This is a genomic window from Kribbella sp. NPDC048915 (assembly GCF_040649595.1).
Classification (GTDB): domain Bacteria; phylum Actinomycetota; class Actinomycetes; order Propionibacteriales; family Kribbellaceae; genus Kribbella.
In genome coordinates, this window is sequence record NZ_JBEZFT010000107.1 from 1 (window position 1) to 22,544 (window position 22,544).

Consider the following 22,544-nt stretch of genomic DNA (forward strand, 5'->3'; position numbering starts at 1 on the left):
GCGCATGATGACCGTGTCGGCCACTCCGCCGACGTAGCCGGTCAGCAGGCCGATCGTCACGCCGCGCGAAGAGGCCGAGCCGGTCGAGAAGGCCCCGGCCAAGAAGGCGGCCGCGAAGAAGTCCGCGGACGCCGGCACGGCGAAGAAGGCCCCGGCGAAGAAGGCCGCCAAGAAGGCTGCCGACAAGCCGGCCGCTGCCGACACCGGAGCCGCCGAGAAGCCGGCCAAGAAGGCGACCGCGAAGAAGGCCGCCAAGAAGGCCACCGCTGAGAAGAAGGAGTCCTGACGTGGGACAGAAGGTAAACCCGCACGGGTTCCGTCTCGGCATCAGCACCGACCACAAGAGCCGTTGGTACGCCGACAAGCTGTACAAGGACTACGTGGGCGAGGACGTCAAGATCCGCCGCCTGCTGAGCAAGGGCATGGAGCGCGCCGGCATCTCCCGCGTGGAGATCGAGCGCACCCGTGACCGGGTCCGGGTCGACATCCACACCGCTCGTCCGGGCATCGTCATCGGTCGCCGTGGCGCCGAGGCGGACCGGATCCGGGGCAGCCTGGAGCAGCTCACCGGCAAGCAGGTGCAGCTGAACATCCTCGAGGTGAAGAACTCCGAGGTGGACGCCCAGCTGGTCGCGCAGGGCGTGGCCGAGCAGCTGTCCGGTCGCGTCGCGTTCCGCCGCGCGATGCGCAAGGCGATGCAGACCACCATGCGTGGCGGCGCCCTGGGCATCCGGATCCAGTGCTCCGGCCGGCTCGGTGGCGCGGAAATGTCGCGGTCGGAGTTCTACCGCGAGGGCCGCGTCCCGCTGCACACGCTGCGCGCGGACATCGACTACGGCTTCTACGAGGCCCGCACGACCTTCGGCCGGATCGGCGTAAAGGTCTGGATCTACAAGGGTGACGTGTCCGGCTCCCGCGCCGAGCGCGAGGCGCAGGCCGCGGCTCGGGCCGCCACCCAGCAGCGCCGTCCGGCTCGCCGGGACGACCGTGGTGGCCGTGGTGGCGACCGTGGTGACCGCGGCGGTCGCCGGGACAACCGGCGGGACAACAACTCCGCGGCGCAGCAGCCGGCCGAGGCGAGCGCCTCGGCGGCCGACAAGCCTGCCGAGACGACCGGAACGGAGAGCTGACCGATGCTCATCCCCCGCAAGGTCAAGCACCGCAAGCAGCACCACCCGAAGCGCTCCGGCGCTGCCAAGGGCGGTACCACGCTGGCCTTCGGTGACTTCGGCATCCAGGCGCTGGAGAGCCACTACGTCACCAACCGGCAGATCGAGTCCGCGCGTATTGCGATGACCCGGCACATCAAGCGTGGCGGCAAGGTGTGGATCAACATCTACCCGGACCGCCCGCTGACCAAGAAGCCGGCCGAGACCCGGATGGGTTCCGGTAAGGGTTCGCCGGAGTGGTGGATCGCGAACGTGAAGGCCGGTCGCGTGATGTTCGAGCTCTCCGGTGTCCCGGAAGAGGTCGCCCGTGAGGCGATGCGCCGCGCGATCCACAAGTTGCCGATGAAGTGCCGCTTCATCACCCGAGAGGCAGGTGAGAACTGATGGCTAGCCTGACCGCCGCCGAGCTGCGGAACCTGGGCCGGGACGAGCTGCTGACGAAGCTCGCAGAAGCCAAGGAGGAGCTGTTCAACCTCCGGTTCCAGGCTGCCACGGGCCAGCTGGAGTCCCACGGCCGGCTGCGCGCCGTCCGTAAGGACATCGCCCGCATCTACACGGTGCTGTCCGAGCGTGCGCTCGGCATCACCGAGGACGTCGACGCCCCGGCCGCGGCCGAGGCCCCGGCGGGCGCGGATGACAGCGAGAAGGCCGAGGCGAACGCATGACCGAGAACACGAAGGACGAGACCGTGAGCACGACCACGCAGACGCGCGGCCGCCGGAAGACCCGTGAGGGCCTGGTGCTGAGCGACAAGATGGACAAGACCGTCGTGGTCGAGGTCGAGGACCGGGTGAAGCACCACCTGTACGGCAAGGTCATCCGGCGCACCAGCAAGCTGAAGGCCCACGACGAGCAGAACGCCGCCGGTATCGGCGACCGCGTGCTGCTGATGGAGACCCGGCCGCTGTCCGCGACCAAGCGCTGGCGCGTCGTCGAGATCCTCGAGAAGGCCAAGTAGTTGTTCCCGGTCCTGACGGCCCGGCAACCAATCGAAATCATTCGTTCCGCAAGGCTCGGCGCAGCTGAGAACCAGCGAGACAACCAGGAGATCAACAGATGATCCAGCAGGAGTCGCGACTGAAGGTCGCCGACAACACGGGCGCGAAGGAGATCCTTTGCATCCGCGTTCTCGGTGGCTCCGGTCGGCGCTACGCCGGTGTCGGGGACACGATCGTCGCCACCGTCAAGGACGCGATCCCCGGCGGTGGTGTGAAGAAGGGTGACGTCGTCAAGGCGGTCATCGTGCGGACCGTGAAGGAGCGCCGGCGTCCGGACGGCTCCTACATCCGCTTCGACGAGAACGCCGCGGTGATCCTGAAGGCCGACGGCGAGCCGCGCGGCACCCGTATCTTCGGGCCGGTCGGCCGGGAGCTGCGGGAGAAGCGTTTCATGAAGATCATCTCGCTCGCGCCGGAGGTGCTCTGAGATGGCCCAGAAGAAACTGCACGTGAAGAAGGGGGATCACGTCCGCGTGATCTCCGGTAAGTCCAAGGGCCTCGAGGGCAAGATCATCCAGGTCTTCCCGAACGACGAGAAGGTCATCGTCGAGGGCGTCAACCGGGTGAAGAAGCACACCAAGGTGCAGCAGGCCCAGCGCGGCGGCACCTCCGGCGGCATCGTCACCCAGGAAGCCCCGATCCACGTCTCGAACGTGGCGCTTCTGGTCGAGGTCGAGAAGGACGGCAAGAAGCAGAAGGTGACCACCCGCGTGGGGTACAACCGCGTCGAGGTGCAGAAGCGCCGTCCCGACGGTTCGACGTACACCGGTTACCGGAGCGTCCGGATCGCGCGGAAGACCGGCGAGGAGATCTGATGACCACCGCAGTATCGGAAACCAAGGTCCAGCCGCGGCTGAAGACGAAGTACCGCGAGGAGATCGTCGGCAAGCTGCAGGAGCAGTTCCAGTACGCCAACGTGATGCAGGTGCCCGGGCTCACCAAGATCGTGGTGAACATGGGTGTCGGCGAGGCGGCCCGCGACTCCAAGCTGATCGAGGGCGCGGTGAAGGACCTCGCCGCGATCACCGGTCAGAAGCCGCAGGTCACCAAGGCCCGCAAGTCGATCGCGCAGTTCAAGCTGCGTGAGGGGATGCCGATCGGCGCCCACGTGACGCTGCGCGGTGACCGGATGTGGGAGTTCCTGGACCGGCTGCTGGCGCTCGCGCTGCCCCGGATCCGCGACTTCCGTGGACTGTCGGACAAGCAGTTCGACGGCACCGGGAACTACACCTTCGGTCTGACCGAGCAGGTGATGTTCCACGAGATCAACCAGGACCGGATCGATCGGGTCCGGGGTATGGACATCACCGTGGTGACCACCGCGAAGAACGACGACGAGGGGCGGGCCCTGTTGCGGGCGCTCGGCTTCCCGTTCAAGGAGAACTGACGTGGCGAAGACAGCACTCAAGGTCAAGCAGGCCCGGAAGCCGAAGTTCGCGGTGCGCGCCTACACGCGCTGCCAGCGCTGCGGCCGGCCGAAGGCGGTCTTCCGCAAGTTCGGCCTCTGCCGGATCTGCCTGCGGGAGATGGCGCACCGGGGCGAGCTGCCCGGCGTGACCAAGTCCAGCTGGTGACCGTCTCCACCCCCGAACGTCTCCCTATTCACCACCATCTAGTCACCGTAGGTCGCCGAACGGCGAAACCACGGCGGGAAAGAGGCCCCAGGCCATGACGATGACCGACCCGATCGCAGACATGCTCACGCGTCTGCGGAACGCCAACCAGGCGTACCACGAGTCGACCTCGATGCCGTACAGCAAGATCAAGCAGGGCATCGCCGACATCCTCCAGCAGGAGGGCTACATCGCCTCCTACAAGGTCGAGGAGCCCAAGGAGGGCGCCGTCGGCAAGACCCTGATCGTCGACCTGAAGTTCGGGCCGAGCCGGGAGCGCTCCATCGCGGGCGTTCGCCGGATCAGCAAGCCGGGACTGCGGGTCTACGCGAAGTCGACCAACCTGCCCAAGGTCCTCGGCGGACTGGGCGTCGCGATCATCTCGACGTCCCAGGGATTGCTGACCGACAAGCAGGCCAAGAACAAGGGCGTCGGCGGGGAAGTCCTCGCCTACGTCTGGTGACGAAGAACCGGAAGGAGGACCACTGAATGTCTCGCATCGGCAAGCTCCCGGTCACGGTCCCGTCCGGCGTCGACGTCACGATCGACGGCCAGACGGTCACCGTGAAGGGTCCGAAGGGTCAGCTCTCGCACGTCGTGGCTGAGCCCATCACGGTCGACCGGAGCGAGGACGGCTCGATCGCCGTCCAGCGTCCGGACGACCAGCGCAAGAGCAAGGAACTGCACGGCCTGTCCCGCACCCTGATCGCCAATCTGGTCACCGGTGTCACGGAGGGCTACGAGAAGAAGCTCGAGATCGTCGGCGTCGGTTACCGCGTCGTCTCCAAGGGCCCGGCCCAACTGGAGTTCTCGCTCGGGTACAGCCACACGATCACGGTGGACGCCCCGGAGGGGATCACCTTCAACGTGGAGACCCCGACCCGGTTCTCGGTGGTCGGCATCGACAAGCAGTCCGTCGGTGAGGTCGCCGCGAACATCCGCAAGCTGCGTAAGCCCGAGCCGTACAAGGGCAAGGGCGTGCGGTACGCCGGCGAGCAGGTGCGCCGCAAGGTCGGAAAGGCTGGTAAGTAACCCATGGCGATCGGACTGCGTCCGCACAAGCACTCCGCCAAGAAGACGGCCTCCCGGCTGCGTCGGCAGATCCGGGTCCGGAAGAAGATCAACGGCACGGCCGACCGGCCGCGGCTGGTGGTCACCAAGTCGTCGAAGCACCTGTTCGTGCAGGTCATCGACGACGTGGCCGGCAAGACGCTGGTCTCCGCCTCCACCATGGAGGCCGACCTGCGCTCCGCGGAGTCGAACAAGACCGACAAGGCCAAGACCGTCGGCGGCCTGATCGCCGACCGGGCCAAGGCCGCCGGCATCGACTCGGTCGTCTTCGACCGGGCCGGGAACAAGTACCACGGCCGTATCGCGGCCCTGGCCGACGCCGCCCGCGAGGGCGGGCTCGGCTTCTGACAGGCGATCAAGGGAAGAAGGTAGTTCCGTGCGCGAGCGCATGCGAGCAAACAAGAAAGCACAGCAGCGTCCCGCGAACGGAAATCACGAGCGAAGCGAGGGATTGAAGTGAGCGGAGGCCAGCAGCGTCGCGGAGGCGGCGCCGGTGGTGAGCGCCGTGGTCGCGACGGGGGTCGCGGTCAGCAGGCGGACAAGACCGCCTACATCGAGCGCGTGGTAGCCATCAACCGGGTCGCCAAGGTCGTGAAGGGTGGTCGTCGCTTCAGCTTCACCGCCCTCGTGGTCGTCGGCGACGGTGAAGGCACCGTCGGTGTGGGTTACGGCAAGGCCAAGGAGGTGCCCGCGGCGATCGCCAAGGGCGTCGAGGAGGCCAAGAAGGCATTCTTCAAGGTGCCGAGGATTCAGGGCACCATCCCGCACCCGGTGCAGGGCGAGAAGGCTGCCGGCGTGGTGCTGCTGCGTCCGGCCGCGCCCGGTACCGGTGTGATCGCGGGTGGCTCGGCGCGCGCCGTACTGGAGTGCGCCGGGATCCACGACGTACTCAGCAAGTCGCTGGGCTCGACGAACTCGATCAACGTGGTGCACGCCACGGTCGAGGCGCTGCGCAGCCTGGAGACCCCGGAGGCCGTGGCCGCGCGCCGTGGTCTGCCGGTCGAGGACGTCGCTCCGGCGGCCCTGCTGAAGGCGCGGGCGGAGGTGGCTTCCTGATGGCACGCCTGAAGGTGACCCAGATCCGTTCGGGCATCGGTGGCAAGCAGAACCAGCGCGACACGCTGCGCACCCTGGGCGTCAAGCGGATCGGCGACACCGCCGTCCACGAGGACAAGCCCGAGGTCCGCGGCATGGTCCGTGCGGTTCGCCACCTCATCACCGTCGAGGAGGTCGACTGACATGGCGCTGAAGGTTCATCACCTGCGTCCGGCGCCCGGTGCCAAGACCGCCAAGACCCGCGTGGGTCGTGGTGAGGGCAGCAAGGGCAAGACCGCCGGCCGCGGTACCAAGGGCAGCAAGGCGCGCAACAACATCCCCGAGTACTTCGAGGGTGGCCAGATGCCGCTGCACATGCGGCTGCCGAAGCTGAAGGGCTTCAAGAGCAGGAACCGAGTGGAGTTCCAGGTCGTTAACCTGGACAAGCTCGGACAACTGTTTCCTGACGGTGGCGAGGTCGGCGTGGCCGACCTGGTCGCCAAGGGCGCGGTCCGCCGCGGTCAGCCGGTCAAGGTACTGGGTGACGGCGAACTGACCGTGGCACTGCAGGTCTCGGCGCACAAGTTCTCGAAGTCCGCCACGGAGAAGATCCAGGCGGCCGGGGGAACCACGACCGAGGTGTGACACGCGATCAGGGCTCGTAACGACCGGTGCTTGATATCCTGCGCCGGTCGGACGAGCCCTGGTTCGTCTCTTGCCCAGCGGCTTAGCTAGGCCCCTGCCGTGCCCGCGGCAAGGGAAACATGTGGGAGGACAGGGTGTTAGGCGCCTTTGCCAACGCGTTCAAGACTCCGGACCTGCGCCGGAAGATCTTGTTCGTGCTCTTCATCATCGTGATCTTCCGGATCGGCTCGGTCGTTCCGGCACCCGGTGTGAACGTGCAGTCGCTGCACACGTGTATCAAGATCTCGCAGGGCGGCCAGAACGCCAACCTGTACAACTTGATCAACCTGTTCTCCGGTGGCGCACTGCTGCAGCTCGCGATCTTCGCGCTCGGCATCATGCCGTACATCACCGCCAGCATCATTCTGCAGCTGCTCACCGTGGTGATCCCGCGGCTGGAGTCGCTGAAGAAGGAAGGCCAGGCGGGACAGGCCAAGATCACCCAGTACACCCGGTTCCTGACCGTCGGTCTGGCGATCCTGCAGTCCACCGCCTTCGTGGCGCTGGCGCGGACGCCGGGGCGGCTGTTCCAGGGCTGCAACGAGCCGCTGCTGTACAAGGACGACTGGTTCACCGTCACCGTGATGGTGCTGACCATGACCGCCGGTACCGGCGTGATCATGTGGCTCGGTGAGCTGATCACCGACCGTGGCGTCGGTAACGGTATGTCGATCCTGATCTTCACCCAGATCGTCGCGACCTTCCCGACCCAGCTGTGGAGCATCCGCAAGCAGAAGGGCATCACCACCTTCGTCGTGGTGCTCGCGATCGGCCTGGTGATCATGGCCGCGGTCATCTTCATCGAGCAGGCCCAGCGCCGGATCCCGGTGCAGTACGCGAAGCGGATGGTCGGCCGGAAGATGTTCGGCGGCACCTCGACGTACATTCCGCTGAAGGTGAACCAGGCCGGCGTCATCCCGGTCATCTTCGCCTCCAGCCTGCTGTATCTCCCGGTCCTGATCAGTCAGTTCCAGCAAGGCAAGGGCTGGTCCAACTGGATCCAGGGCAACTTGGTCAAGGGCGACCACCCGATCTACATGGCGACGTACGTCGCTTTGATCATCTTCTTCACGTACTTCTACGTCTCGATCACCTTCAATCCGAAGGAGGTCGCCGACAACATGAAGAAGTACGGCGGCTTCATCCCGGGCATCCGGGCGGGGCGGCCGACCGAGGAGTACCTGAAGTACGTGTTGGACCGCATCACGCTGCCCGGCGCTCTCTACCTTGCGGTGATCTCGATGATTCCGCTGGTCGCTCTCGTCCTGCTCAACGCGAGCCAGAACTTCCCGTTCGGCGGTACGTCAATCCTGATCATGGTCGGCGTCGGACTCGACACGGTGAAGCAGATCGAGAGTCAGCTGCAGCAGCGCAACTACGAAGGGTTCCTGCGCTGATGAGAATGTTGCTGATGGGTCCGCCCGGGGCGGGCAAAGGCACGCAGGCAAAGGTGCTTGCGGAACGCCTGAAGATCCCGGCCGTGTCCACCGGCGACATCTTCCGTGCGAACGTGAAGGCCGAGACGCCGCTGGGTCTCGAGGCCAAGCGCTACATGGACGCCGGCGACTACGTCCCGGACGAGGTCACCAACGCGATGGTCCGCGACCGGCTCTCCGAGGCCGACGCCGGCGACGGCTTCGTGCTCGACGGGTACCCGCGGACGCTGGCCCAGGTCGGCACGCTGGACGACATCCTCGCCGAGCACGGGCACAAGCTGGACGCGGTGGTGGCGCTGGTCGCCGACACCGACGTGCTGGTCGAGCGGATGCTGAAGCGGGCCCGGACCGAGGGCCGGACCGACGACTCCGAAGAGGTCATCCGGCACCGGCAGGACGTGTATGCCGCGGAGACCAAGCCGCTGCTGCGGGTGTACGAGCAGCGCGGTCTGCTGGTCGAGGTGGACGGGGTCGGCGAGATCGACGAGGTCAGCGAGCGGGTGCTCGCGGCGCTCAAGACCGTCACCGAGTAAGCGTGATGTTCAGGGACCGCGGGATCGAGATCAAGACCCGCGAGCAGATTCTCTCGATGCGGAAGGCCGGCCTGGTGGTCGGCCGGACGCTCGAGTTGCTCCGTGGCCACGTCCGGGCCGGGATCACCACCGGTGAGCTGGACGCGATCGCCGAGGACAACATTCGCTCGTCCGGCGCGACCCCGTCGTTCAAGGGGTACCACGGGTTCACCGGCTCGATCTGTGCGTCGGTGAACGACGAGATCGTGCACGGCATCCCCGGCGACCGGGTGCTCGCCGACGGCGACCTGATCTCGATCGACTGCGGTGCGATCGTCGACGGCTGGCACGGCGACGCCGCGATCACGGTCGCGGTCGGCGAGGTGGATCCGGCGCTGCTCGAGCTGGCCGGGATCTGCGCGGAGTCGATGTGGCACGGGTTGGCGGCCGCGCGGCTCGGCGGGCGGCTGTCCGACATCTCGGCCGCGATCGAGTCGCACGTGCGCGCGAACTCGTCGTACGGCATCGTCGAGGACTTCGTCGGGCACGGGATCGGGTCGGCGATGCACCAGCCGCCGAACGTCCCGAACTTCGGCCGCCCGGGCCGTGGACCGAAGCTGGTCGAGGGGATGGCGCTGGCTGTCGAGCCGATGCTGACCCTCGGCAAGCAGGACAACCACACGCTCGAGGACGACTGGACCGTCGTCACCGACGACGGCAGCGCGGCCGCGCACACAGAGCACACGTTCACTCTCACTCCGCAAGGACCGTGGGTGCTGACCGCGCTGGACGGTGGCGAGTCGAAGCTGGCCGAGCTGGGTATCCGCTGCGGCGCGCTGGCCGACTGACCGAGCCCGTTCCGGCTGATCGACGGAGACTCCGGGTCCACCCGTCGGGGGACGCGGAGCGGACCGGCGCTGAGGCACACTTGAACCATGCCTCAGTACCAGCCGCACCAGCGATTCACCGAAACCGACCGGGACAAGATCGCCGGCCGGCTGCGGGACGCGTTCGCGGACGGCCGGCTGGATCAGCCCGAGTTCAACCACCGGCTCGATCAGCTCTACAGCGTGCAGACGTACGGCGAGCTCGAGCCGCTCGTGCGTGACCTGCCGCCGGTGCGGACGTACCAGACCCCCGAGGTGGTCAAGGACACCAAGCCCACGCCGGAGCCGGGCACCTTTCCGGAGCGGAAGAAGGAGAACCAGCCACAGCATCGCGGTGGCGCGATCGGCGGGTTCACCGGTGTCGTCCTGATCAATGTGGTGATCTGGTTCGTCGTCGGGCTGGCGAGCGGCGGGCACTGGCCGCACTTCTGGCCGGTCTGGCTGCTGATTCCGTGGGCGATCATCGCTCTCGGCGGCCTCGGCAGGCGCCGTTGACAGCGGCCCCGGTGAGCCGTCGTGTCGCCGGGCCGCGGTTGCGGCCGGATCTGGCGTGGCAGGTGCATCAGGGGGCCGCGATCGTGTACGTGGTCTGGTTCGCGGTCGCCGTACCGCTGGCGATCGCCGGGCTGCTGCTCGAGCCCCGCTGGGTGGGCTGGCTGGTGATGGTCTGGTTCGTGGTGCTGATCGCGTTCACGCTGGTCCTGCGGTTCCGGGACGGACGCCGGCGCCGCGAGTGGGTGCAGACCGCCGGCCAGCTGGGCTGGCGGATCAGCGCGTCCGGCGACGAGTTGCGGGATCGTTGGCCGTTCCCACCGTTCGATGCCGACCCGGGCGCCGAGGTCGTGGACGTGACGACCGGCCGGCACCGCGGGCGGGAGTTCTGGACCGGGCAGTTCCTGCACCGGGTCCGGCGCCGCGAGCTGGGCTTCGACTTCCTTGATCTGCAGGTGGATCGGCCGCTGCCGCCGCTCCAGGTGCTGCCCGCGGCGCTGGCTCCGGTGGCGGCGGCGAGTCTGCTCCCGTTGCCGTTGAACATCGAGGGACTCCCGGAGTACCGCCTGTTCAACGGGCGCGAGGACCATGCGGAGGCGGTGCTGCATCCGCGGGCGGTCGAGGCGCTGGCCGACGTACCGCCGTTCGGCTTCAGCTGCGAGGGCAAGCGCTTCGTCGCGATCCTCCCGGCGTACCGCGACGCCACCACCGCCCTCGCCCAGCTCGACGCGGCTTGCGACCTACTGGACCTGATGCCCGAACAGATCTGGCGCGCCGGCGAACAGTGGGCCGCTACCCAGCACGAGTCCTGAGCAGCGGGACGAGTGCGGCCAGGTCCTCGTCGCCGTGGCCGCCGTCGACCGCTCGGCGCAGGACCTTGTCGATCGGAGCGAGCATGCCGGGGTCGACGCCCTGCTCGACGGCCAGGTCGACGAGCTCGTGGAACCCGTTCGCCTGCATGGCGAGGTTCGAACCCGCGGGGCCGTCCGGGCCGTGCTCGAGGTCCTTCGCCATGGCCGGGAGTTGCCCGAGCATCGCGGTCAGCCAGGGCACCAGGTAGGTGTCGGTGAACGCGGTCGGTGAGATGTCCTCGCCGGCGATCAGCGCGAGCGCGTGGGCGGCGCCACCGAGCATCGGGTACATCGCGCTGAGCAGGGTGAGGTCGTGCAGCGAGGCCAGGCCGGGATCCTTGCCGACGTACGCCGGTCGTGCCGCGGCCTCGAGGTCGTGCCGGTACTGCTCGAAGGCGGCTGTGGATCCGCTGTAGAGGATGAACGCGTCGGGCCCGCCGATCAGCACCGGGACCGCCATGATGCCGCCGTCCAGGAACTCGATGCCGTGCCCGGCGGCCCAGTCCGCGAGCGCCCGGGCTGGGAAGGCAGGCTGCTGGTGAGGTTGGCGAGGGTGCGACGGGTCAGCTCGGCGGCGATCGGCTCGAGGGTGGCGCGGACGGTCTCGTCGTCGAGCAGGCAGACGACGACGAGCGGGCTCGCGGCGACGGCTTCGAGGGCAGTGGTGGCGCGGGTGGCGCCGCGGGTGTCGAGTTCGGGGGAGCGACCGGGGGTGCGGTTCCAGACGGTGGTCGGGTGGCCGGCGGTCAGGAAGGCGCGGGCGAGGGCGGTTCCCATCGCGCCGAGTCCCAGGACGGTGATCGGTGTCTTCATGCGGGCAACCCTGGACGCTGCGCTTTAGGATGGACAAGTACCGACTAATTTGTCAGGTACTGACGGAAAGGTAAGTATGCGCCCGTACTCGTGTGGTCTGGACGCCGCGGCGGATGTCATCGGCGGGAAGTGGAAGCCGCGGATCCTGTGGGCGCTGCACGACGGCCCGCTGCGGTTCGGCGAGCTGCGCCGGCAGGTCGACGGGGTGACCGAGAAAATGCTGATCCAGCAACTGCGCGAGCTGGAGTCCCGGGAGGTCGTGCATCGAGAGGTCTTCCATCAGGTGCCGCCCAAGGTGGAGTACTCACTCACCGCGCTCGGGCAGTCACTGATTGCGGCCTTGATCCCCTTGGACAATTGGGGGAGTGCGCACCTGGCGGAGCTGGAGAGTACTCGCTGAGGGGCCGATTGGGCTCAATGCCGCGCGTGGCGTACACTTTTTCCTTGGCTCTTTGTAGCCATAGCCAGTCACGTCTACAGAAGTGCGAGGACATGCCCAAAAAAGAGGGAGTCATCGAACTCGAGGGCACCATCGTCGAGGCCCTGCCGAACGCGATGTTCCGTGTTGAGCTGTCCAATGGGCACAAGGTGCTCGCGCACATCAGCGGCAAGATGAGGCAGCACTACATCCGGATCCTCCCCGAGGACCGGGTCGTCGTGGAGCTGTCGCCGTACGACCTCACGAGGGGTCGCATCGTCTATCGGTACAAGTAACACCCCACCACCACCTGTCGAAGAAAGTAGCTCGATGAAGGTCAATCCGAGCGTCAAGAAGATCTGCGACAAGTGCAAGGTGATCCGCCGGCACGGCCGGGTCATGGTGATCTGCGAGAACCCGCGGCACAAGCAGCGGCAGGGCTGACCAGTCTCTCGCAGCACAGCACTTTCGCACCACAGCGCGCATGCTCGTCCGGGATCCGTCCCGGACGTCGCCCCCGGAACAGAGGCCGGGGCCCTGCCGGTGAAACCAACTCTCACCGAGGCGGGCAGGGACGCAGCGCGCCACCACACCTCTGCCGACGAAAGGAACACCGCCACATGGCACGCCTCGTAGGAGTCGACCTGCCGCGCGACAAGCGCATCGAGGTCGCCCTCACGTACATCTTCGGTGTGGGCCGCACGCGCGCCCAGGAAACGCTGAAGAACACCGGGGTCTCCCCGGACAAGCGCGTCCACGAGCTGGGCGACGACGAGCTGGTCAAGCTCCGGGACTGGATCGAAGGCAACTACAAGATCGAAGGTGACCTCCGTCGCGAGGTGACCGCGGACATCCGCCGCAAGATCGAGATCGGGTCGTACCAGGGTCGCCGGCACCGCAGCGGGCTTCCGGTGCGCGGTCAGCGCACGCGGACCAACGCCCGTAGCCGCAAGGGCCGCCGCAAGGCGATCGCCGGCAAGAAGAAGAAGTGACCCGGATGACTCTCGACCACCCCAGGAGCAACTGACCTATGCCTCCCAAGAGCCGCACCGCGGCCGGCGCGAAGAAGGTGCGCCGCAAGGAGAAGAAGAACGTGGCCGCCGGCCACGCGCACATCAAGAGCACGTTCAACAACACGATCGTGACGATCACCGACCCGACCGGCGCGGTCATCTCGTGGGCGTCCGCGGGCACCGTCGGTTTCAAGGGTTCGCGCAAGTCGACCCCGTTCGCCGCGCAGATGGCCGCCGAGGCTGCCGGGCGCCGGGCGATGGAGCACGGCATGCGCAAGATCGACGTCTTCGTCAAGGGTCCCGGCTCCGGCCGTGAGACCGCGATCCGTTCGCTGGGTGCGGTCGGCCTCGAGGTCGGCACCATCCAGGACGTCACCCCTGTCGCCCACAACGGCTGCCGCCCGCCGAAGCGGCGCCGGGTCTGACCTAGAGAGGAGCGAGCACAACCATGGCCCGTTACACCGGACCTATGACCAAGAAGTCGCGCCGTCTCGGGGTCGACCTCGTCGGTGGCGACAAGGCGTTCGAGCGTCGTCCGTACCCGCCGGGTATGCACGGCCGCGGCCGCCCGAAGGAGAGCGAGTACCTGCTCCAGCTGCGCGAGAAGCAGAAGGCGCGTTACTCCTACGGCGTTCTCGAGAAGCAGTTCCGCCGGTACTACGAGGAGGCTTCGCGGCGCTCCGGCAAGACCGGTGACAACCTGCTGCAGATCCTGGAGTCCCGGCTGGACAACGTGGTGTACCGCGCCGGCCTGGCCCGGACCCGCCGGCAGGCCCGTCAGCTCGTCGTGCACGGTCACTTCACCGTGAACGGCGTCAAGGTGAACATCCCGTCGTACCGCGTCTCGGCCCACGACATCATCGATGTCAAGCCGAAGTCGGTGGAGACGACGCCGTTCATCATCGCCCGGGAGACGCACTCCGAGCGCGTCGTCCCGGCTTGGCTCGAGGTGATGCCGGAGCGTCTGCGGATCCTCGTCCACCAGCTGCCCACCCGGCAGCAGATCGACACCCAGGTCGCCGAGCACCTGATCGTCGAGCTCTACTCGAAGAACTGACCCGGTTCCGGCCGGCGGCCTGGCCGCCGGCCGGAACGGTGCGTTCTTCGGCCATCGCGACCTCAAATAGTGGTCGTCGCGACACAGAAGGAACAAGAAGTTGCTTATCGCACAGCGCCCCACCCTGACCGAAGAGGTCGTCGACGAGTACCGCTCGCGGTTCGTGATCGAGCCGCTGGAGCCGGGCTTCGGTTACACCCTCGGGAACTCGCTCCGCCGGACCCTGCTGTCCTCCATCCCGGGGGCCGCGGTCACCAGCATCAAGATCGACGGCGTCCTGCACGAGTTCTCCACCGTGGCCGGGGTGAAGGAAGACGCCACCCAGCTGATCCTGAACCTCAAGGACCTGGTCGTCTCCTCCGAGCACGACGAGCCGGTCACCATGTACCTGCGCAAGCAGGGCCCCGGTGACGTCACCGCCGCCGACATCGCGCCGCCGGCCGGTGTCGAGGTGCACAACCCGGACCTGAAGATCGCCACCCTGAACGAGAAGGGCCGGCTCGAGATGGAGCTGGTCGTCGAGCGGGGCCGCGGCTACGTGTCCGCCGTCCAGAACAAGTCCGCCGACGCGGAGATCGGCCGGATGCCGGTCGACTCGATCTACTCGCCGGTGCTCAAGGTCACCTACAAGGTCGAGGCCACCCGTGTCGAGCAGCGCACCGACTTCGACCGGCTCGTGGTCGACGTCGAGACCAAGCCGTCGATGCTGCCCCGCGACGCCGTCGCGTCGGCCGGTAAGACCCTGGTCGAACTGTTCGGCCTGGCCCGCGAGCTGAACGTCGAGGCCGAGGGCATCGACATCGGCCCGTCGCCGGTCGACGAGCAGATGGCCGCCGACCTGGCGCTGCCGGTCGAGGACCTGCAGCTGACCGTCCGGTCGTACAACTGCCTCAAGCGCGAGGGCATCCACACCGTGGGTGAGCTGATCTCGCGCAGCGAGCAGGACCTGCTGGACATCCGGAACTTCGGCTCCAAGTCGATCGACGAGGTCAAGCTGAAGCTGGCCGAGATGGGCCTGTCGCTGAAGGACTCCCCGCCCGGGTTCGACCTGCGCGCGGCGTCCGGTGCCTACGGCAACGAGGCGGACGACGAGGACGAGAGCTTCGCCGAGACCGAGCAGTACTGAGCTGACCAAAGGCCCGTCGGGCCGTTTTCCCACGGCTCGACGAGCCTGAGATTCCTGGAGTAATGAGATGCCTACCCCCACGAAGGGTGCCCGGCTGGGCGGCAGCCCGGCGCACGAGAAGCTGATTCTCAGCAACCTCGCGACGTCGCTGTTCGAGCACGGCGCCATCACCACCACCGCGGCCAAGGCCAAGCGCCTGCAGCCGCTGGCGGAGCAGATGATCACCAAGGCCAAGCGTGGTGACCTGAACTCGCGCCGCCAGGTGATGAAGCGGATCAAGGACAAGAGCGTCGTGCACGTGCTCTTCACCGAGATCGGCGAGCGGTACGCCGACCGTCCGGGCGGCTACACCCGGATCACCAAGCTCGGTCCGCGCAAGGGTGACAACGCCCCGATGGTGAAGATCGAGCTGGTCGAGGCGCTGGCGGACTCGCCGAAGGCGAAGAAGACCGCGAAGAAGGCCCCGGCCAAGAAGGCGGCCGCCCCGAAGGCCGACGAGAAGGCCGACGAGCAGGTCGAGGACAAGGTCGAGGACGCGAAGGTCCAGGACGTTGTGGTCGGCAAGTTCGAGAACTCCGCCGCCCCGCTCGAGGACGGCTCCGCGCCCGAGGGTTACACCGTCAAGGGCAACGAGAACTCGATGAAGTACCACACGACCGAGTCGCCGTGGTACGAGCAGACCGTCGCCGAGGTCTGGTTCAAGACCGCCGAGGACGCCGAGGCCGCGGGCTTCACCAAGGCCGGCGAGTCCGAGGACGACGACAAGTAAGCACATCGGCAGGGCCCCCTCACCGCACGGTGAGGGGGCCCTGTTGCGTTAGATTGCCGTGTGCGTTGGCGGATCGACCTGAGGTACGACGGAGCGGGCTTCCACGGCTGGGCCCGCCAGTCCGGGCTTCGTACCGTGCAGGGGGAGCTCGAGGAGGCGCTGCGCGTCGTACTGCGGCTGCCGTCGCCGGTGCCCGTGACGTGTGCCGGACGGACCGATACCGGCGTCCATGCCCGCGGGCAGGTCACGCATGTGGACGTGGCAGGCGCTGTAGACCCGCTAAGGCTGCTCAGAGGGCTGAACGGCGTCCTCCCCGAGGATGTAGCCGTCACGGCCGTCACAGCGGCTCCTGAGGGCTTTGACGCCAGGTTCTCCGCGCTGGCCCGCCGGTACGTGTACCGGCTGTGCGACGACCCGGCCGGCTGGGACCCGCTGACCCGCGGACATGTGCTCAGGGTCGGTCGGCCACTGCATGTGGACCGGATGAACTCGGCCGCGGCCAGTCTGCTCGGGGAGCACGACTTCGCCGCGTTCTGCAAGAAGCGCGAGGGCGCCAGTACGGTGCGCGCGCTGCTGGAGTTCTCCTGGCGCCGGACGGGCGTGGGTCAGTTGGAGGGCACTGTGATTGCCGATGCCTTCTGTCACTCGATGGTGCGCGCGCTGGTCGGGTCGATGATTCCGGTGGGTGACGGACGCCGGGGCGTCGACTGGCCTGCCGCCGTACTCGCCGGGAAGGTGCGGGACTCCGCGGTGTCAGTACTACCCGCGCACGGGCTGACACTGGAGGAAGTGCGCTATCCACCGGACAGCGAGCTCGCCGCGCGGGCGTTGCAGGCCCGTCAGGTGAGGGGAGAGGTACACCAGCGTGGCTGACCACTACTTCTCGGCGGAGCCCGGCTCTGCCGACGTACGGCGTACCGTCGACGCCCGCATCTGGGGACGCGAGTACACGTTCACCACGGCGACCGGGGTGTTCTCGCGGGACCGCCTGGACATCGGTACGGCGGTGTTGCTGCGCGAGGTGGACCCGCCGCGCGTGGGAGGGACGTTCCTCGACCTGGGCACCGGCTACGGGCCGATCGCGTGCGCGCTGGCGCTGGAGGCCCCCGAGGCGACGGTGTGGGCGGTCGACGTGAACACCCGGGCGCTGGAGCTGACGGCGGTGAACGCCGAGGCCGCGGGGGTCGGTGACCGGGTTCGTGCGGTGCTGCCGGACGACGTACCGGCCGACCTACGGTTCGACCAGATCTGGTCGAATCCGGCGATCCACATCGGCAAACCGGAGCTGCACAAGATGCTGCTGCGCTGGCTCGCCCGCCTTGCCCCCGACGGCATGGCATGGTTCGTCGTCAGCAAGAACCTCGGCGGCGACTCTCTGCAACGCTGGCTCACCGAGCAGGGCTATCCCTGCGAACGGGTCGGCAGCGCCAAGGGCTTCCGGGTACTGCGTGCAACGAATGCGGGTCGGCACCCGTCCTGAGGGGTATGGAGGCGGTCTTGACGGCAGCGGAGGTGCGCAGGGAGCCGCTCGAGTTCGAGGCGTGGGTCGCGGAGAAGGCCGACGCCTTGCTGCGGTTCGCCTACGTACTGACGGGTGACCGGCACCTGGCCGAGGACGCCGTTCAGGACGCGCTGACGACCGCCTGCGCGCGCTGGGGGCGGGTGAGCCGCGCCGACGACCCCGAGGCGTACGTCAAGCGGATGGTGGTGAACGCGCACATCTCCTGGTGGCGCAGGTTCCGCCGGCGTGAGGCCCCGGTGGACGATCCGGTCCGCACGGCGCGCCCGGTCGGTGACGGTACGGCGGATCGCGCCGAGGCCGAGGCCATCTGGGAGTTGTGCGCCACGCTGCCCGACAAGCAGCGCGCGGCCGTCGTACTGCGGTTCTACGAGGAGCTGTCGTATGCCGAGATCGCGCAGCTGCTGCACTGCGCCGAGGCGACAGCGCGCTCGCACGTCCATCGCGCGCTGGCGTCGCTGAAGACCACGCTGAACACCGAACAGCGAACCGAACGAGGAACGGAAGGAGCCGAGAATGCCTGAGCACGATCCTGAGCAGGAGCTCGGCCCGAAGATCTCCTCGGCGCTGCACAACCAGGCACACAACCAGGCACACAACCAGGCGCACGGCGAAGGGCTGCAGGCGAGTGAGCTGGCCCGGACGGCGCGCCGGCGCGTGCACCGGCGCCGGCAGACCTGGTCCGCGGCCGCCGCCGTGGTGCTGGTGGGCGCGGCGATCGGCGGTGTGTGGAACGTCGCGGGTGGTGACTCACCGACCGCCGGCGGCAGCAGCGAGTCCGCTGCCGGAGCCGACTCCAACAGCAATCCCGTGTCCAAGCCGGGCATCGCGCCGAACGCGGAGCCCACCGGTTGTCCGGCCCAGCACCCGATTCAGCAGGCCCAGGCGCCCAGCGACGTACCGCCGGGCACCGGACTCGACCTGGACACCCCGGTGACCGGTCTGCAGGTGTGCCGCTACGCCACCGCGCCGGGCGGGCTGCTCGGGGAGAAGCAGTTCGGGGCAGCGGAGGCGCAGCAGGTCGTCAACGCGATCAAGGTGCTTCCTGAGCGCAACCCCGGCCTCCCGGTGTTCAAGTGCGCACCACCGGTCTCAAGGCCGGCTGAGTCGATCGTCCTGCGGTTCACCACAGCGGCCGGGGTCAAGGAGATCTGGGTTGTGTACGACGGCTGCACGTCGGCCGGGTTCTTCACCGGGACGCAGACGTACGGGCTGTTCGCCGCGCCGCTGAAGCTGTTCATGAAGGACTCGGTCCGTCCGGCCGGCGGTACCTACCTGAGCGCCCTCAAGGACTGGTAGCTCACTCGGCGCCGCGCTCAGGGCGTTCGGCCGGCCTCAGTGGCCGGACGTTGTCGGGGCGGGCGCCGTCACCGGCCCGGGCGCTGGACTGCCGGCCCGGTGCGGTGTGCGACCACAGGAACCGCTGCAGCTCCGCGATCTCATCCTGGTCCACGGTCGGCTGGTCCACGGTCTGCTGGTCCAGGGTCTGCTGGTCCACGGTCTGCTGGTCCAGGGTCTGCTGGTCTGCGGCCTGCGGCTGGTCCACGGTGTGCGGCTGCCGGCCGGGCAGTCGGTCGTCGTGGTCGTCCATGCTCTCCAGGTTCCCTCATGGCTCTCCAGGCTCCCGCGAAGCTCTGCAGGTTGCCTCGAACTCCGGCCCGAGGGTCTCACGATAACGGGTCGCGTCAGGCTTGCCGGTCCGGTCAGACTGGGGCCATGGGTCACGTGGATGTCGCCGGTGTCGGGTACGAGTTGCCGGACGGGCGGGTGTTGCTGGACGACGTCACGTTCCGCGTCGGCGACGGTGCGAAGGTGGCGCTGGTCGGGGCGAACGGTTCCGGCAAGACGACTCTGACCCGGATCATCGCCGGCGACCTGAAACCGCACAGCGGCAGCATCTCCCGGTCCGGCGGGCTGGGCGTGATGCGGCAGTTCGTCGGTTCGGTGCGCGACGAGTCGACCGTCCGGGACCTGCTGCTCGGGGTGGCGCCGGAGGCGATCCGCGAGGCCGCGGCCAAGCTGGACAAGGCCGAGCTGGCGATGATGGAGGCCGACGACGAGAAGACCCAGCTGCGGTACGCGCAGGCCGTCGCGGACTGGGGCGAGGTCGGCGGGTACGACGCCGAGGTGCTGTGGGACGTCTGTACGACGGCCGCGCTCGGCGTACCGTTCGACCGGTGCCGCTGGCGTGAGGTGAAGACGCTGTCCGGCGGCGAGCAGAAGCGGCTGGTGCTGGAGGCGCTGCTGCGCGGTCCGGACGAGGTCCTGATGCTGGACGAGCCGGACAACTACCTCGACGTACCGGGGAAGCGCTGGCTGGAGGAACAGCTGCGCAACTCCGACAAGACCGTGCTGTACATCAGCCACGACCGGGAGCTGCTGGCCAACACCGCCACCCGCATCGTCACCGTGGAGCTCGGTGCCGCGGGCAACACGGCGTGGACGCACGGGGGCGGGTTCGCGACGTACCACGAGGCGCGGCGGCACCGGTTCGAGCGGTTCGAGGAGCTGCGCAAGCGCTGGGACGAGGAGCACGCCAAGCTGCGCGCCCAGATGCTGATGTACAAGCAGAAGGCGGCGTACAACTCCGACATGGCCTCGCGCTACCGGGCCGCGCAGACCCGGCTGCGCAAGTTCGAGGAGGCCGGTCCGCCGCAGGCGCTGCCGCGCGAGCAGAAGGTCAGCATGCGGCTGACCGGCGGCCGCACGGGCAAGCGGGCCGTGGTGTGCACGCAGCTCGAGCTGACCGGTTTGATGAAGCCCTTCGACCTGGAGGTCTGGTACGGCGAGCGCGTCGCCGTACTGGGTTCGAACGGGTCCGGGAAGTCGCACTTCCTCCGGCTGCTCGCCAACGGCGGTTCGGATCCGGACGTGGAGCACCAGCCCGTGGGCGACGTACAGATCGCGTCCGTGGCCCACACCGGCAACGCCAAGCTGGGTGCGCGGGTGCGGCCCGGCTGGTTCGCGCAGACGCACGAGCACCCGGAGCTGGTCGGCCGGACGCTGCTGGAGATCCTGCACCGCGGGGACGACCACCGTGACGGCATGGGCCGCGAGCTGGCCTCCCGCAAGCTGGACCGGTACGAGCTGGCGCACGCTGCGGAGCAGACGTTCGACAGCCTGTCCGGCGGTCAGCAGGCGCGCTTCCAGATCCTGCTGCTGGAGCTGTCCGGCGCCACCCTACTGCTGCTCGACGAGCCCACCGACAACCTGGACGTCGAGTCGGCCGAGGCGCTGGAGGAAGGCCTGGACTCCTTCGACGGCACGGTCCTCGCCGTCACCCACGACCGCTGGTTCGCCCGCGGCTTCGACCGCTACCTCGTCTTCGGCGCCGACGGCTCGGTCTACGAACCCGACGAACCCGTCTGGGACGAAGACCGCGTCGAACGCGCCCGCTGACCCCAGCGCCGTTTGCTCCTCGGTTCGGCTCGTCCTAGGGGGCTACGCACCAGGCGTCGCGGTAGGCGGACCAGTCGGTGGGGGTGGCGGTGAAGTCGACGTAGAGGGCCAGGCCGAAGTTCTGGCGGGCGTTGTCGGACAGGCCGAGGCGGGCGCCGCGGACTGCGGCGGCGACTGTTTCGGCGTGGGCCCAGTGGGCGAAGTTGTTCTCCTGGTACGCCGGGAGGCCCATCAGCAGGTCGGTGGTCGGCGGAGTGACCTCCAGCGCCAGCTCGGTCTGCTTGGCGACGTAACCGCCGTACAAGGACTCCAGCGGCATCGCGGTGTCGTACGACATCACGGCGATCTGGTTCACCCGCTCGGCGACCTGGCGGAAGTAGTCCTGCGACCACCACTTCTCGATCGGGATCTTGTGCAGGTACCAGAGCGTGTCGATCTGCGGCGCGGCCACCGACAGCGTCGTACCGAGCGCGCGGGTCTCGTCCAGGACGGCGAGGTACCCGGTGGAGCCGGACTGCACCGGCTCGAAGTCGTAGTGGATGCCCTGGAATCCCTGCTGCAGAACGGCGGACGCCGACTCGACGACTCGCCCGCGCACCGCCGCGTCGTCGAGGTTCATCCCGGGGTTCTTGCCCGGTTGGACGATGTCGCCGAGCCAGGCCTGCACGCGAATACCCGGTGCCGCGGCGCGGACCGCCTCGACGAACCAGCGCGCTTTCGGCGACACCTTTGCCAACGGCAACGACCCGTCGTGTTCGAGCGGGCCGGCGTGGACGTACAGGTCGCGGATGCCGGTGTCCTTCAGCTGCTGGGCCAGCGCCGTCACGTCGGCGTCGGTCTTGCGTCCGTCGACCCAGGCGTGGCCGAGCCACAGCGCGTCGTGGTTGCGGGTCCGGGCGGCCGGGTCACCCGCGTAGTGCACGCGCAGCGAGATCGCATACACCGCGAGCGGTACGACGAGCAGCAGCAGCAGGACGACGAAGACCTTCAGGGAGCGCTTGAGGTCCCTTTTCACGGGCGCGGCTTCAGGCCGTCGTAGATCAGCGCCAGCATCCGGTCGCGGGTCTCCGGGTCGAGCTTCGCCGCGGTCGCGCCGCGGGAGGCGCCGACCAGCAACGCATACACCTCGGGCATTTCGGCGTCGGGCCGGACCGCGCCGGCCTTCTGCGCCGCAGTCAGCAATCCGCTGAACGCCTCCCGCATCCCGCGCCCGGCCTCCTGGGCCTCCGCGCCGGCCGCAGCGCCCGCGGCCGACAGCGCCTCCGCGATCGCGAGCTTGGACGCGGACTCCGACACGACCTGGGTGAAGAACTCGAAGAACGCCTTCCCCGGGTCGTCGCCGGCCGCCAGCTCCAGTGCGTGGTCCCGGATCCGCTCCAGCCGCAGCGTCAGAACCGCCTCGAGCAGTTCGGTCTTGGTCGCGAAGTGCCGGAAAACGGTGGCGATGCCGACGCCGGCCAACCTGGCCACATCCTCGGTCGATGCCCCCGGCGACTGTCCGAAGACGTCGTCCGCGGCCGCCATGATCCTGGCCCGGTTGTCCCGCGCGTCTGCTCGCACCCCAAGCTCCCCTCCGTCGCGCTTCCACCCTAGATGATTGATGCACGGCTGGGCCTGGGATCTCAGTGGTCGTAGGCGGTTATGGACCGGAGTACGGGTGCTCCGATTCGGTCGTTGTGCCA

At 68.2% G+C, this 22,544-nt stretch carries 37 protein-coding genes and 1 pseudogene; 32 read left to right on the top strand and 6 right to left on the bottom strand.

Annotated features, from left to right (window positions below; genetic code table 11):
* The coding region (locus tag AB0B82_RS32510; protein WP_360177392.1) for a hypothetical protein at nucleotides 1-264 on the bottom strand (264 nt) is incomplete at its 3' end.
* Nucleotides 265-287: 23 nt separating this feature from the next.
* Here AB0B82_RS32510 and rpsC point away from each other — a divergent pair.
* From rpsC to AB0B82_RS32605, 19 genes are all read left to right on the top strand, one after another.
* Nucleotides 288-1,130 (top strand): 30S ribosomal protein S3, encoded by an 843-nt coding sequence (rpsC, locus tag AB0B82_RS32515; RefSeq protein WP_360177395.1) that lies wholly within the window; start codon nucleotides 288-290, stop codon nucleotides 1,128-1,130.
* Between the two features lie 3 nt (nucleotides 1,131-1,133).
* Nucleotides 1,134-1,553, top strand: a complete 420-nt coding sequence (gene rplP, locus AB0B82_RS32520) for a 50S ribosomal protein L16 (RefSeq protein WP_360177398.1) — start codon at nucleotides 1,134-1,136, stop codon at nucleotides 1,551-1,553.
* Nucleotides 1,553-1,834 carry a 50S ribosomal protein L29 gene (gene rpmC / locus AB0B82_RS32525; RefSeq protein WP_360177401.1) on the top strand — a complete coding sequence of 94 codons (282 nt, stop codon included), beginning with the start codon at nucleotides 1,553-1,555 and terminating at the stop codon, nucleotides 1,832-1,834. The genes rplP and rpmC overlap by 1 nt, the downstream gene beginning before the upstream one ends.
* Entirely contained in the window at nucleotides 1,831-2,127 is a 297-nt protein-coding gene (gene rpsQ, locus AB0B82_RS32530; RefSeq protein WP_360177404.1) for a 30S ribosomal protein S17, read from the top strand. The genes rpmC and rpsQ overlap by 4 nt, the downstream gene beginning before the upstream one ends.
* Before the next feature lie 98 nt (nucleotides 2,128-2,225).
* Nucleotides 2,226-2,594 (top strand): 50S ribosomal protein L14, encoded by a 369-nt coding sequence (rplN, locus tag AB0B82_RS32535; RefSeq protein ID WP_077019238.1) that lies wholly within the window; start codon nucleotides 2,226-2,228, stop codon nucleotides 2,592-2,594.
* Between the two features lies 1 nt (nucleotide 2,595).
* The gene (gene rplX, locus AB0B82_RS32540; protein ID WP_360177407.1) at nucleotides 2,596-2,982 is read left to right on the top strand and encodes a 50S ribosomal protein L24; all 387 of its coding nucleotides are present in this window, start codon (nucleotides 2,596-2,598) and stop codon (nucleotides 2,980-2,982) included.
* The gene (gene rplE, locus AB0B82_RS32545; RefSeq protein ID WP_360177410.1) at nucleotides 2,982-3,554 is read left to right on the top strand and encodes a 50S ribosomal protein L5; all 573 of its coding nucleotides are present in this window, start codon (nucleotides 2,982-2,984) and stop codon (nucleotides 3,552-3,554) included. Before rplX ends, rplE begins: the two co-directional genes overlap by 1 nt.
* A 1-nt stretch (nucleotide 3,555) precedes the next feature.
* Complete coding sequence (locus AB0B82_RS32550) at nucleotides 3,556-3,741, top strand: type Z 30S ribosomal protein S14 (protein ID WP_171674847.1); 186 nt, start codon at nucleotides 3,556-3,558, stop codon at nucleotides 3,739-3,741.
* A gap of 94 nt (nucleotides 3,742-3,835) precedes the next feature.
* Complete coding sequence (rpsH, locus tag AB0B82_RS32555) at nucleotides 3,836-4,243, top strand: 30S ribosomal protein S8 (protein ID WP_360177413.1); 408 nt, start codon at nucleotides 3,836-3,838, stop codon at nucleotides 4,241-4,243.
* A 26-nt stretch (nucleotides 4,244-4,269) separates the two neighbouring features.
* The gene (gene rplF, locus AB0B82_RS32560; protein WP_360177416.1) at nucleotides 4,270-4,812 is read left to right on the top strand and encodes a 50S ribosomal protein L6; all 543 of its coding nucleotides are present in this window, start codon (nucleotides 4,270-4,272) and stop codon (nucleotides 4,810-4,812) included.
* Between the two features lie 3 nt (nucleotides 4,813-4,815).
* Complete coding sequence (rplR, locus tag AB0B82_RS32565) at nucleotides 4,816-5,199, top strand: 50S ribosomal protein L18 (protein WP_360177419.1); 384 nt, start codon at nucleotides 4,816-4,818, stop codon at nucleotides 5,197-5,199.
* A 108-nt stretch (nucleotides 5,200-5,307) separates the two neighbouring features.
* A complete protein-coding gene (gene rpsE, locus AB0B82_RS32570) occupies nucleotides 5,308-5,907 on the top strand; it encodes a 30S ribosomal protein S5 (protein WP_360177422.1) in 600 nt (199 codons plus the stop codon).
* Complete coding sequence (gene rpmD / locus AB0B82_RS32575) at nucleotides 5,907-6,089, top strand: 50S ribosomal protein L30 (protein ID WP_137258656.1); 183 nt, start codon at nucleotides 5,907-5,909, stop codon at nucleotides 6,087-6,089. Before rpsE ends, rpmD begins: the two co-directional genes overlap by 1 nt.
* A gap of 1 nt (nucleotide 6,090) precedes the next feature.
* On the top strand, nucleotides 6,091-6,531 hold the full coding sequence (rplO, locus tag AB0B82_RS32580; protein ID WP_360177425.1) for a 50S ribosomal protein L15: 441 nt from the start codon (nucleotides 6,091-6,093) through the stop codon (nucleotides 6,529-6,531).
* A gap of 134 nt (nucleotides 6,532-6,665) precedes the next feature.
* A complete protein-coding gene (gene secY, locus AB0B82_RS32585) occupies nucleotides 6,666-7,967 on the top strand; it encodes a preprotein translocase subunit SecY (protein WP_360177428.1) in 1,302 nt (433 codons plus the stop codon).
* On the top strand, nucleotides 7,967-8,539 hold the full coding sequence (locus AB0B82_RS32590; protein ID WP_360177431.1) for an adenylate kinase: 573 nt from the start codon (nucleotides 7,967-7,969) through the stop codon (nucleotides 8,537-8,539). Before secY ends, AB0B82_RS32590 begins: the two co-directional genes overlap by 1 nt.
* 2 nt (nucleotides 8,540-8,541) lie before the next feature.
* Nucleotides 8,542-9,366, top strand: coding sequence for a type I methionyl aminopeptidase (gene map, locus AB0B82_RS32595; RefSeq protein WP_360177434.1), 825 nt, complete (start codon nucleotides 8,542-8,544; stop codon nucleotides 9,364-9,366).
* Between the two features lie 87 nt (nucleotides 9,367-9,453).
* The gene (locus tag AB0B82_RS32600; protein ID WP_360177437.1) at nucleotides 9,454-9,900 is read left to right on the top strand and encodes a DUF1707 domain-containing protein; all 447 of its coding nucleotides are present in this window, start codon (nucleotides 9,454-9,456) and stop codon (nucleotides 9,898-9,900) included.
* An 11-nt stretch (nucleotides 9,901-9,911) separates the two neighbouring features.
* Nucleotides 9,912-10,709 (top strand): hypothetical protein, encoded by a 798-nt coding sequence (locus AB0B82_RS32605; protein ID WP_360177440.1) that lies wholly within the window; start codon nucleotides 9,912-9,914, stop codon nucleotides 10,707-10,709.
* Here AB0B82_RS32605 and AB0B82_RS32610 read toward each other — a convergent pair.
* Together AB0B82_RS32610 and AB0B82_RS32615 are read right to left on the bottom strand one after the other, a co-directional pair.
* Nucleotides 10,690-11,208, bottom strand: a complete 519-nt coding sequence (locus tag AB0B82_RS32610) for a hypothetical protein (RefSeq protein ID WP_360177443.1) — start codon at nucleotides 11,206-11,208, stop codon at nucleotides 10,690-10,692. The two genes, AB0B82_RS32605 and AB0B82_RS32610, sit on opposite strands and share 20 nt — an antisense overlap.
* Nucleotides 11,190-11,561 (bottom strand): NAD(P)-binding domain-containing protein, encoded by a 372-nt coding sequence (locus AB0B82_RS32615; RefSeq protein ID WP_360177446.1) that lies wholly within the window; start codon nucleotides 11,559-11,561, stop codon nucleotides 11,190-11,192. Before AB0B82_RS32615 ends, AB0B82_RS32610 begins: the two co-directional genes overlap by 19 nt.
* A 76-nt stretch (nucleotides 11,562-11,637) precedes the next feature.
* Here AB0B82_RS32615 and AB0B82_RS32620 point away from each other — a divergent pair, with 76 nt between their 5' ends.
* The 12 genes and pseudogenes from AB0B82_RS32620 (at nucleotide 11,638) to AB0B82_RS32675 (ending at nucleotide 18,762) form a co-directional block, all read left to right on the top strand.
* Complete coding sequence (locus AB0B82_RS32620; protein WP_360177449.1) at nucleotides 11,638-11,961, top strand: helix-turn-helix domain-containing protein; 324 nt, start codon at nucleotides 11,638-11,640, stop codon at nucleotides 11,959-11,961.
* A 92-nt stretch (nucleotides 11,962-12,053) separates the two neighbouring features.
* Nucleotides 12,054-12,275, top strand: a complete 222-nt coding sequence (gene infA / locus AB0B82_RS32625) for a translation initiation factor IF-1 (protein WP_012923661.1) — start codon at nucleotides 12,054-12,056, stop codon at nucleotides 12,273-12,275.
* 34 nt (nucleotides 12,276-12,309) lie between these two features.
* Nucleotides 12,310-12,423, top strand: a complete 114-nt coding sequence (gene rpmJ, locus AB0B82_RS32630; RefSeq protein WP_008361054.1) for a 50S ribosomal protein L36 — start codon at nucleotides 12,310-12,312, stop codon at nucleotides 12,421-12,423.
* Nucleotides 12,424-12,599: 176 nt separating this feature from the next.
* Nucleotides 12,600-12,971 carry a 30S ribosomal protein S13 gene (gene rpsM, locus AB0B82_RS32635; protein ID WP_141854777.1) on the top strand — a complete coding sequence of 124 codons (372 nt, stop codon included), beginning with the start codon at nucleotides 12,600-12,602 and terminating at the stop codon, nucleotides 12,969-12,971.
* Between the two features lie 38 nt (nucleotides 12,972-13,009).
* Nucleotides 13,010-13,417 carry a 30S ribosomal protein S11 gene (gene rpsK / locus AB0B82_RS32640; RefSeq protein ID WP_131286332.1) on the top strand — a complete coding sequence of 136 codons (408 nt, stop codon included), beginning with the start codon at nucleotides 13,010-13,012 and terminating at the stop codon, nucleotides 13,415-13,417.
* A gap of 23 nt (nucleotides 13,418-13,440) precedes the next feature.
* Nucleotides 13,441-14,049 carry a 30S ribosomal protein S4 gene (gene rpsD, locus AB0B82_RS32645; RefSeq protein ID WP_360177452.1) on the top strand — a complete coding sequence of 203 codons (609 nt, stop codon included), beginning with the start codon at nucleotides 13,441-13,443 and terminating at the stop codon, nucleotides 14,047-14,049.
* 100 nt (nucleotides 14,050-14,149) lie between these two features.
* Complete coding sequence (locus tag AB0B82_RS32650) at nucleotides 14,150-15,175, top strand: DNA-directed RNA polymerase subunit alpha (protein WP_360177455.1); 1,026 nt, start codon at nucleotides 14,150-14,152, stop codon at nucleotides 15,173-15,175.
* A gap of 67 nt (nucleotides 15,176-15,242) precedes the next feature.
* Nucleotides 15,243-15,590 (top strand): annotated as a pseudogene (gene rplQ, locus AB0B82_RS32655) (50S ribosomal protein L17); the annotation flags it as partial.
* A gap of 414 nt (nucleotides 15,591-16,004) precedes the next feature.
* Nucleotides 16,005-16,817 carry a tRNA pseudouridine(38-40) synthase TruA gene (truA, locus tag AB0B82_RS32660; RefSeq protein ID WP_360177458.1) on the top strand — a complete coding sequence of 271 codons (813 nt, stop codon included), beginning with the start codon at nucleotides 16,005-16,007 and terminating at the stop codon, nucleotides 16,815-16,817.
* A complete protein-coding gene (locus AB0B82_RS32665; RefSeq protein WP_360177461.1) occupies nucleotides 16,810-17,424 on the top strand; it encodes a methyltransferase in 615 nt (204 codons plus the stop codon). Before truA ends, AB0B82_RS32665 begins: the two co-directional genes overlap by 8 nt.
* Nucleotides 17,425-17,441: 17 nt before the next feature.
* Nucleotides 17,442-17,987, top strand: a complete 546-nt coding sequence (locus AB0B82_RS32670) for a SigE family RNA polymerase sigma factor (protein WP_360177464.1) — start codon at nucleotides 17,442-17,444, stop codon at nucleotides 17,985-17,987.
* Nucleotides 17,980-18,762, top strand: coding sequence for a hypothetical protein (locus tag AB0B82_RS32675; RefSeq protein WP_360177467.1), 783 nt, complete (start codon nucleotides 17,980-17,982; stop codon nucleotides 18,760-18,762). The genes AB0B82_RS32670 and AB0B82_RS32675 overlap by 8 nt, the downstream gene beginning before the upstream one ends.
* A gap of 1 nt (nucleotide 18,763) precedes the next feature.
* Here AB0B82_RS32675 and AB0B82_RS32680 read toward each other — a convergent pair whose 3' ends face one another.
* A complete protein-coding gene (locus AB0B82_RS32680; RefSeq protein ID WP_360177470.1) occupies nucleotides 18,764-19,054 on the bottom strand; it encodes a hypothetical protein in 291 nt (96 codons plus the stop codon).
* 125 nt (nucleotides 19,055-19,179) lie between these two features.
* Here AB0B82_RS32680 and AB0B82_RS32685 point away from each other — a divergent pair, with 125 nt between their 5' ends.
* Complete coding sequence (locus tag AB0B82_RS32685) at nucleotides 19,180-20,862, top strand: ATP-binding cassette domain-containing protein (RefSeq protein WP_360177473.1); 1,683 nt, start codon at nucleotides 19,180-19,182, stop codon at nucleotides 20,860-20,862.
* Between the two features lie 34 nt (nucleotides 20,863-20,896).
* On the opposite strand, the gene AB0B82_RS32690 is transcribed toward AB0B82_RS32685, so the two are convergent.
* Nucleotides 20,897-21,877 (bottom strand): hypothetical protein, encoded by a 981-nt coding sequence (locus tag AB0B82_RS32690; protein WP_360177476.1) that lies wholly within the window; start codon nucleotides 21,875-21,877, stop codon nucleotides 20,897-20,899.
* Complete coding sequence (locus tag AB0B82_RS32695) at nucleotides 21,874-22,422, bottom strand: helix-turn-helix domain-containing protein (RefSeq protein ID WP_360177479.1); 549 nt, start codon at nucleotides 22,420-22,422, stop codon at nucleotides 21,874-21,876. The genes AB0B82_RS32690 and AB0B82_RS32695 overlap by 4 nt, the downstream gene beginning before the upstream one ends.
* Between the last annotated feature and the right edge of the window lie 122 nt (nucleotides 22,423-22,544).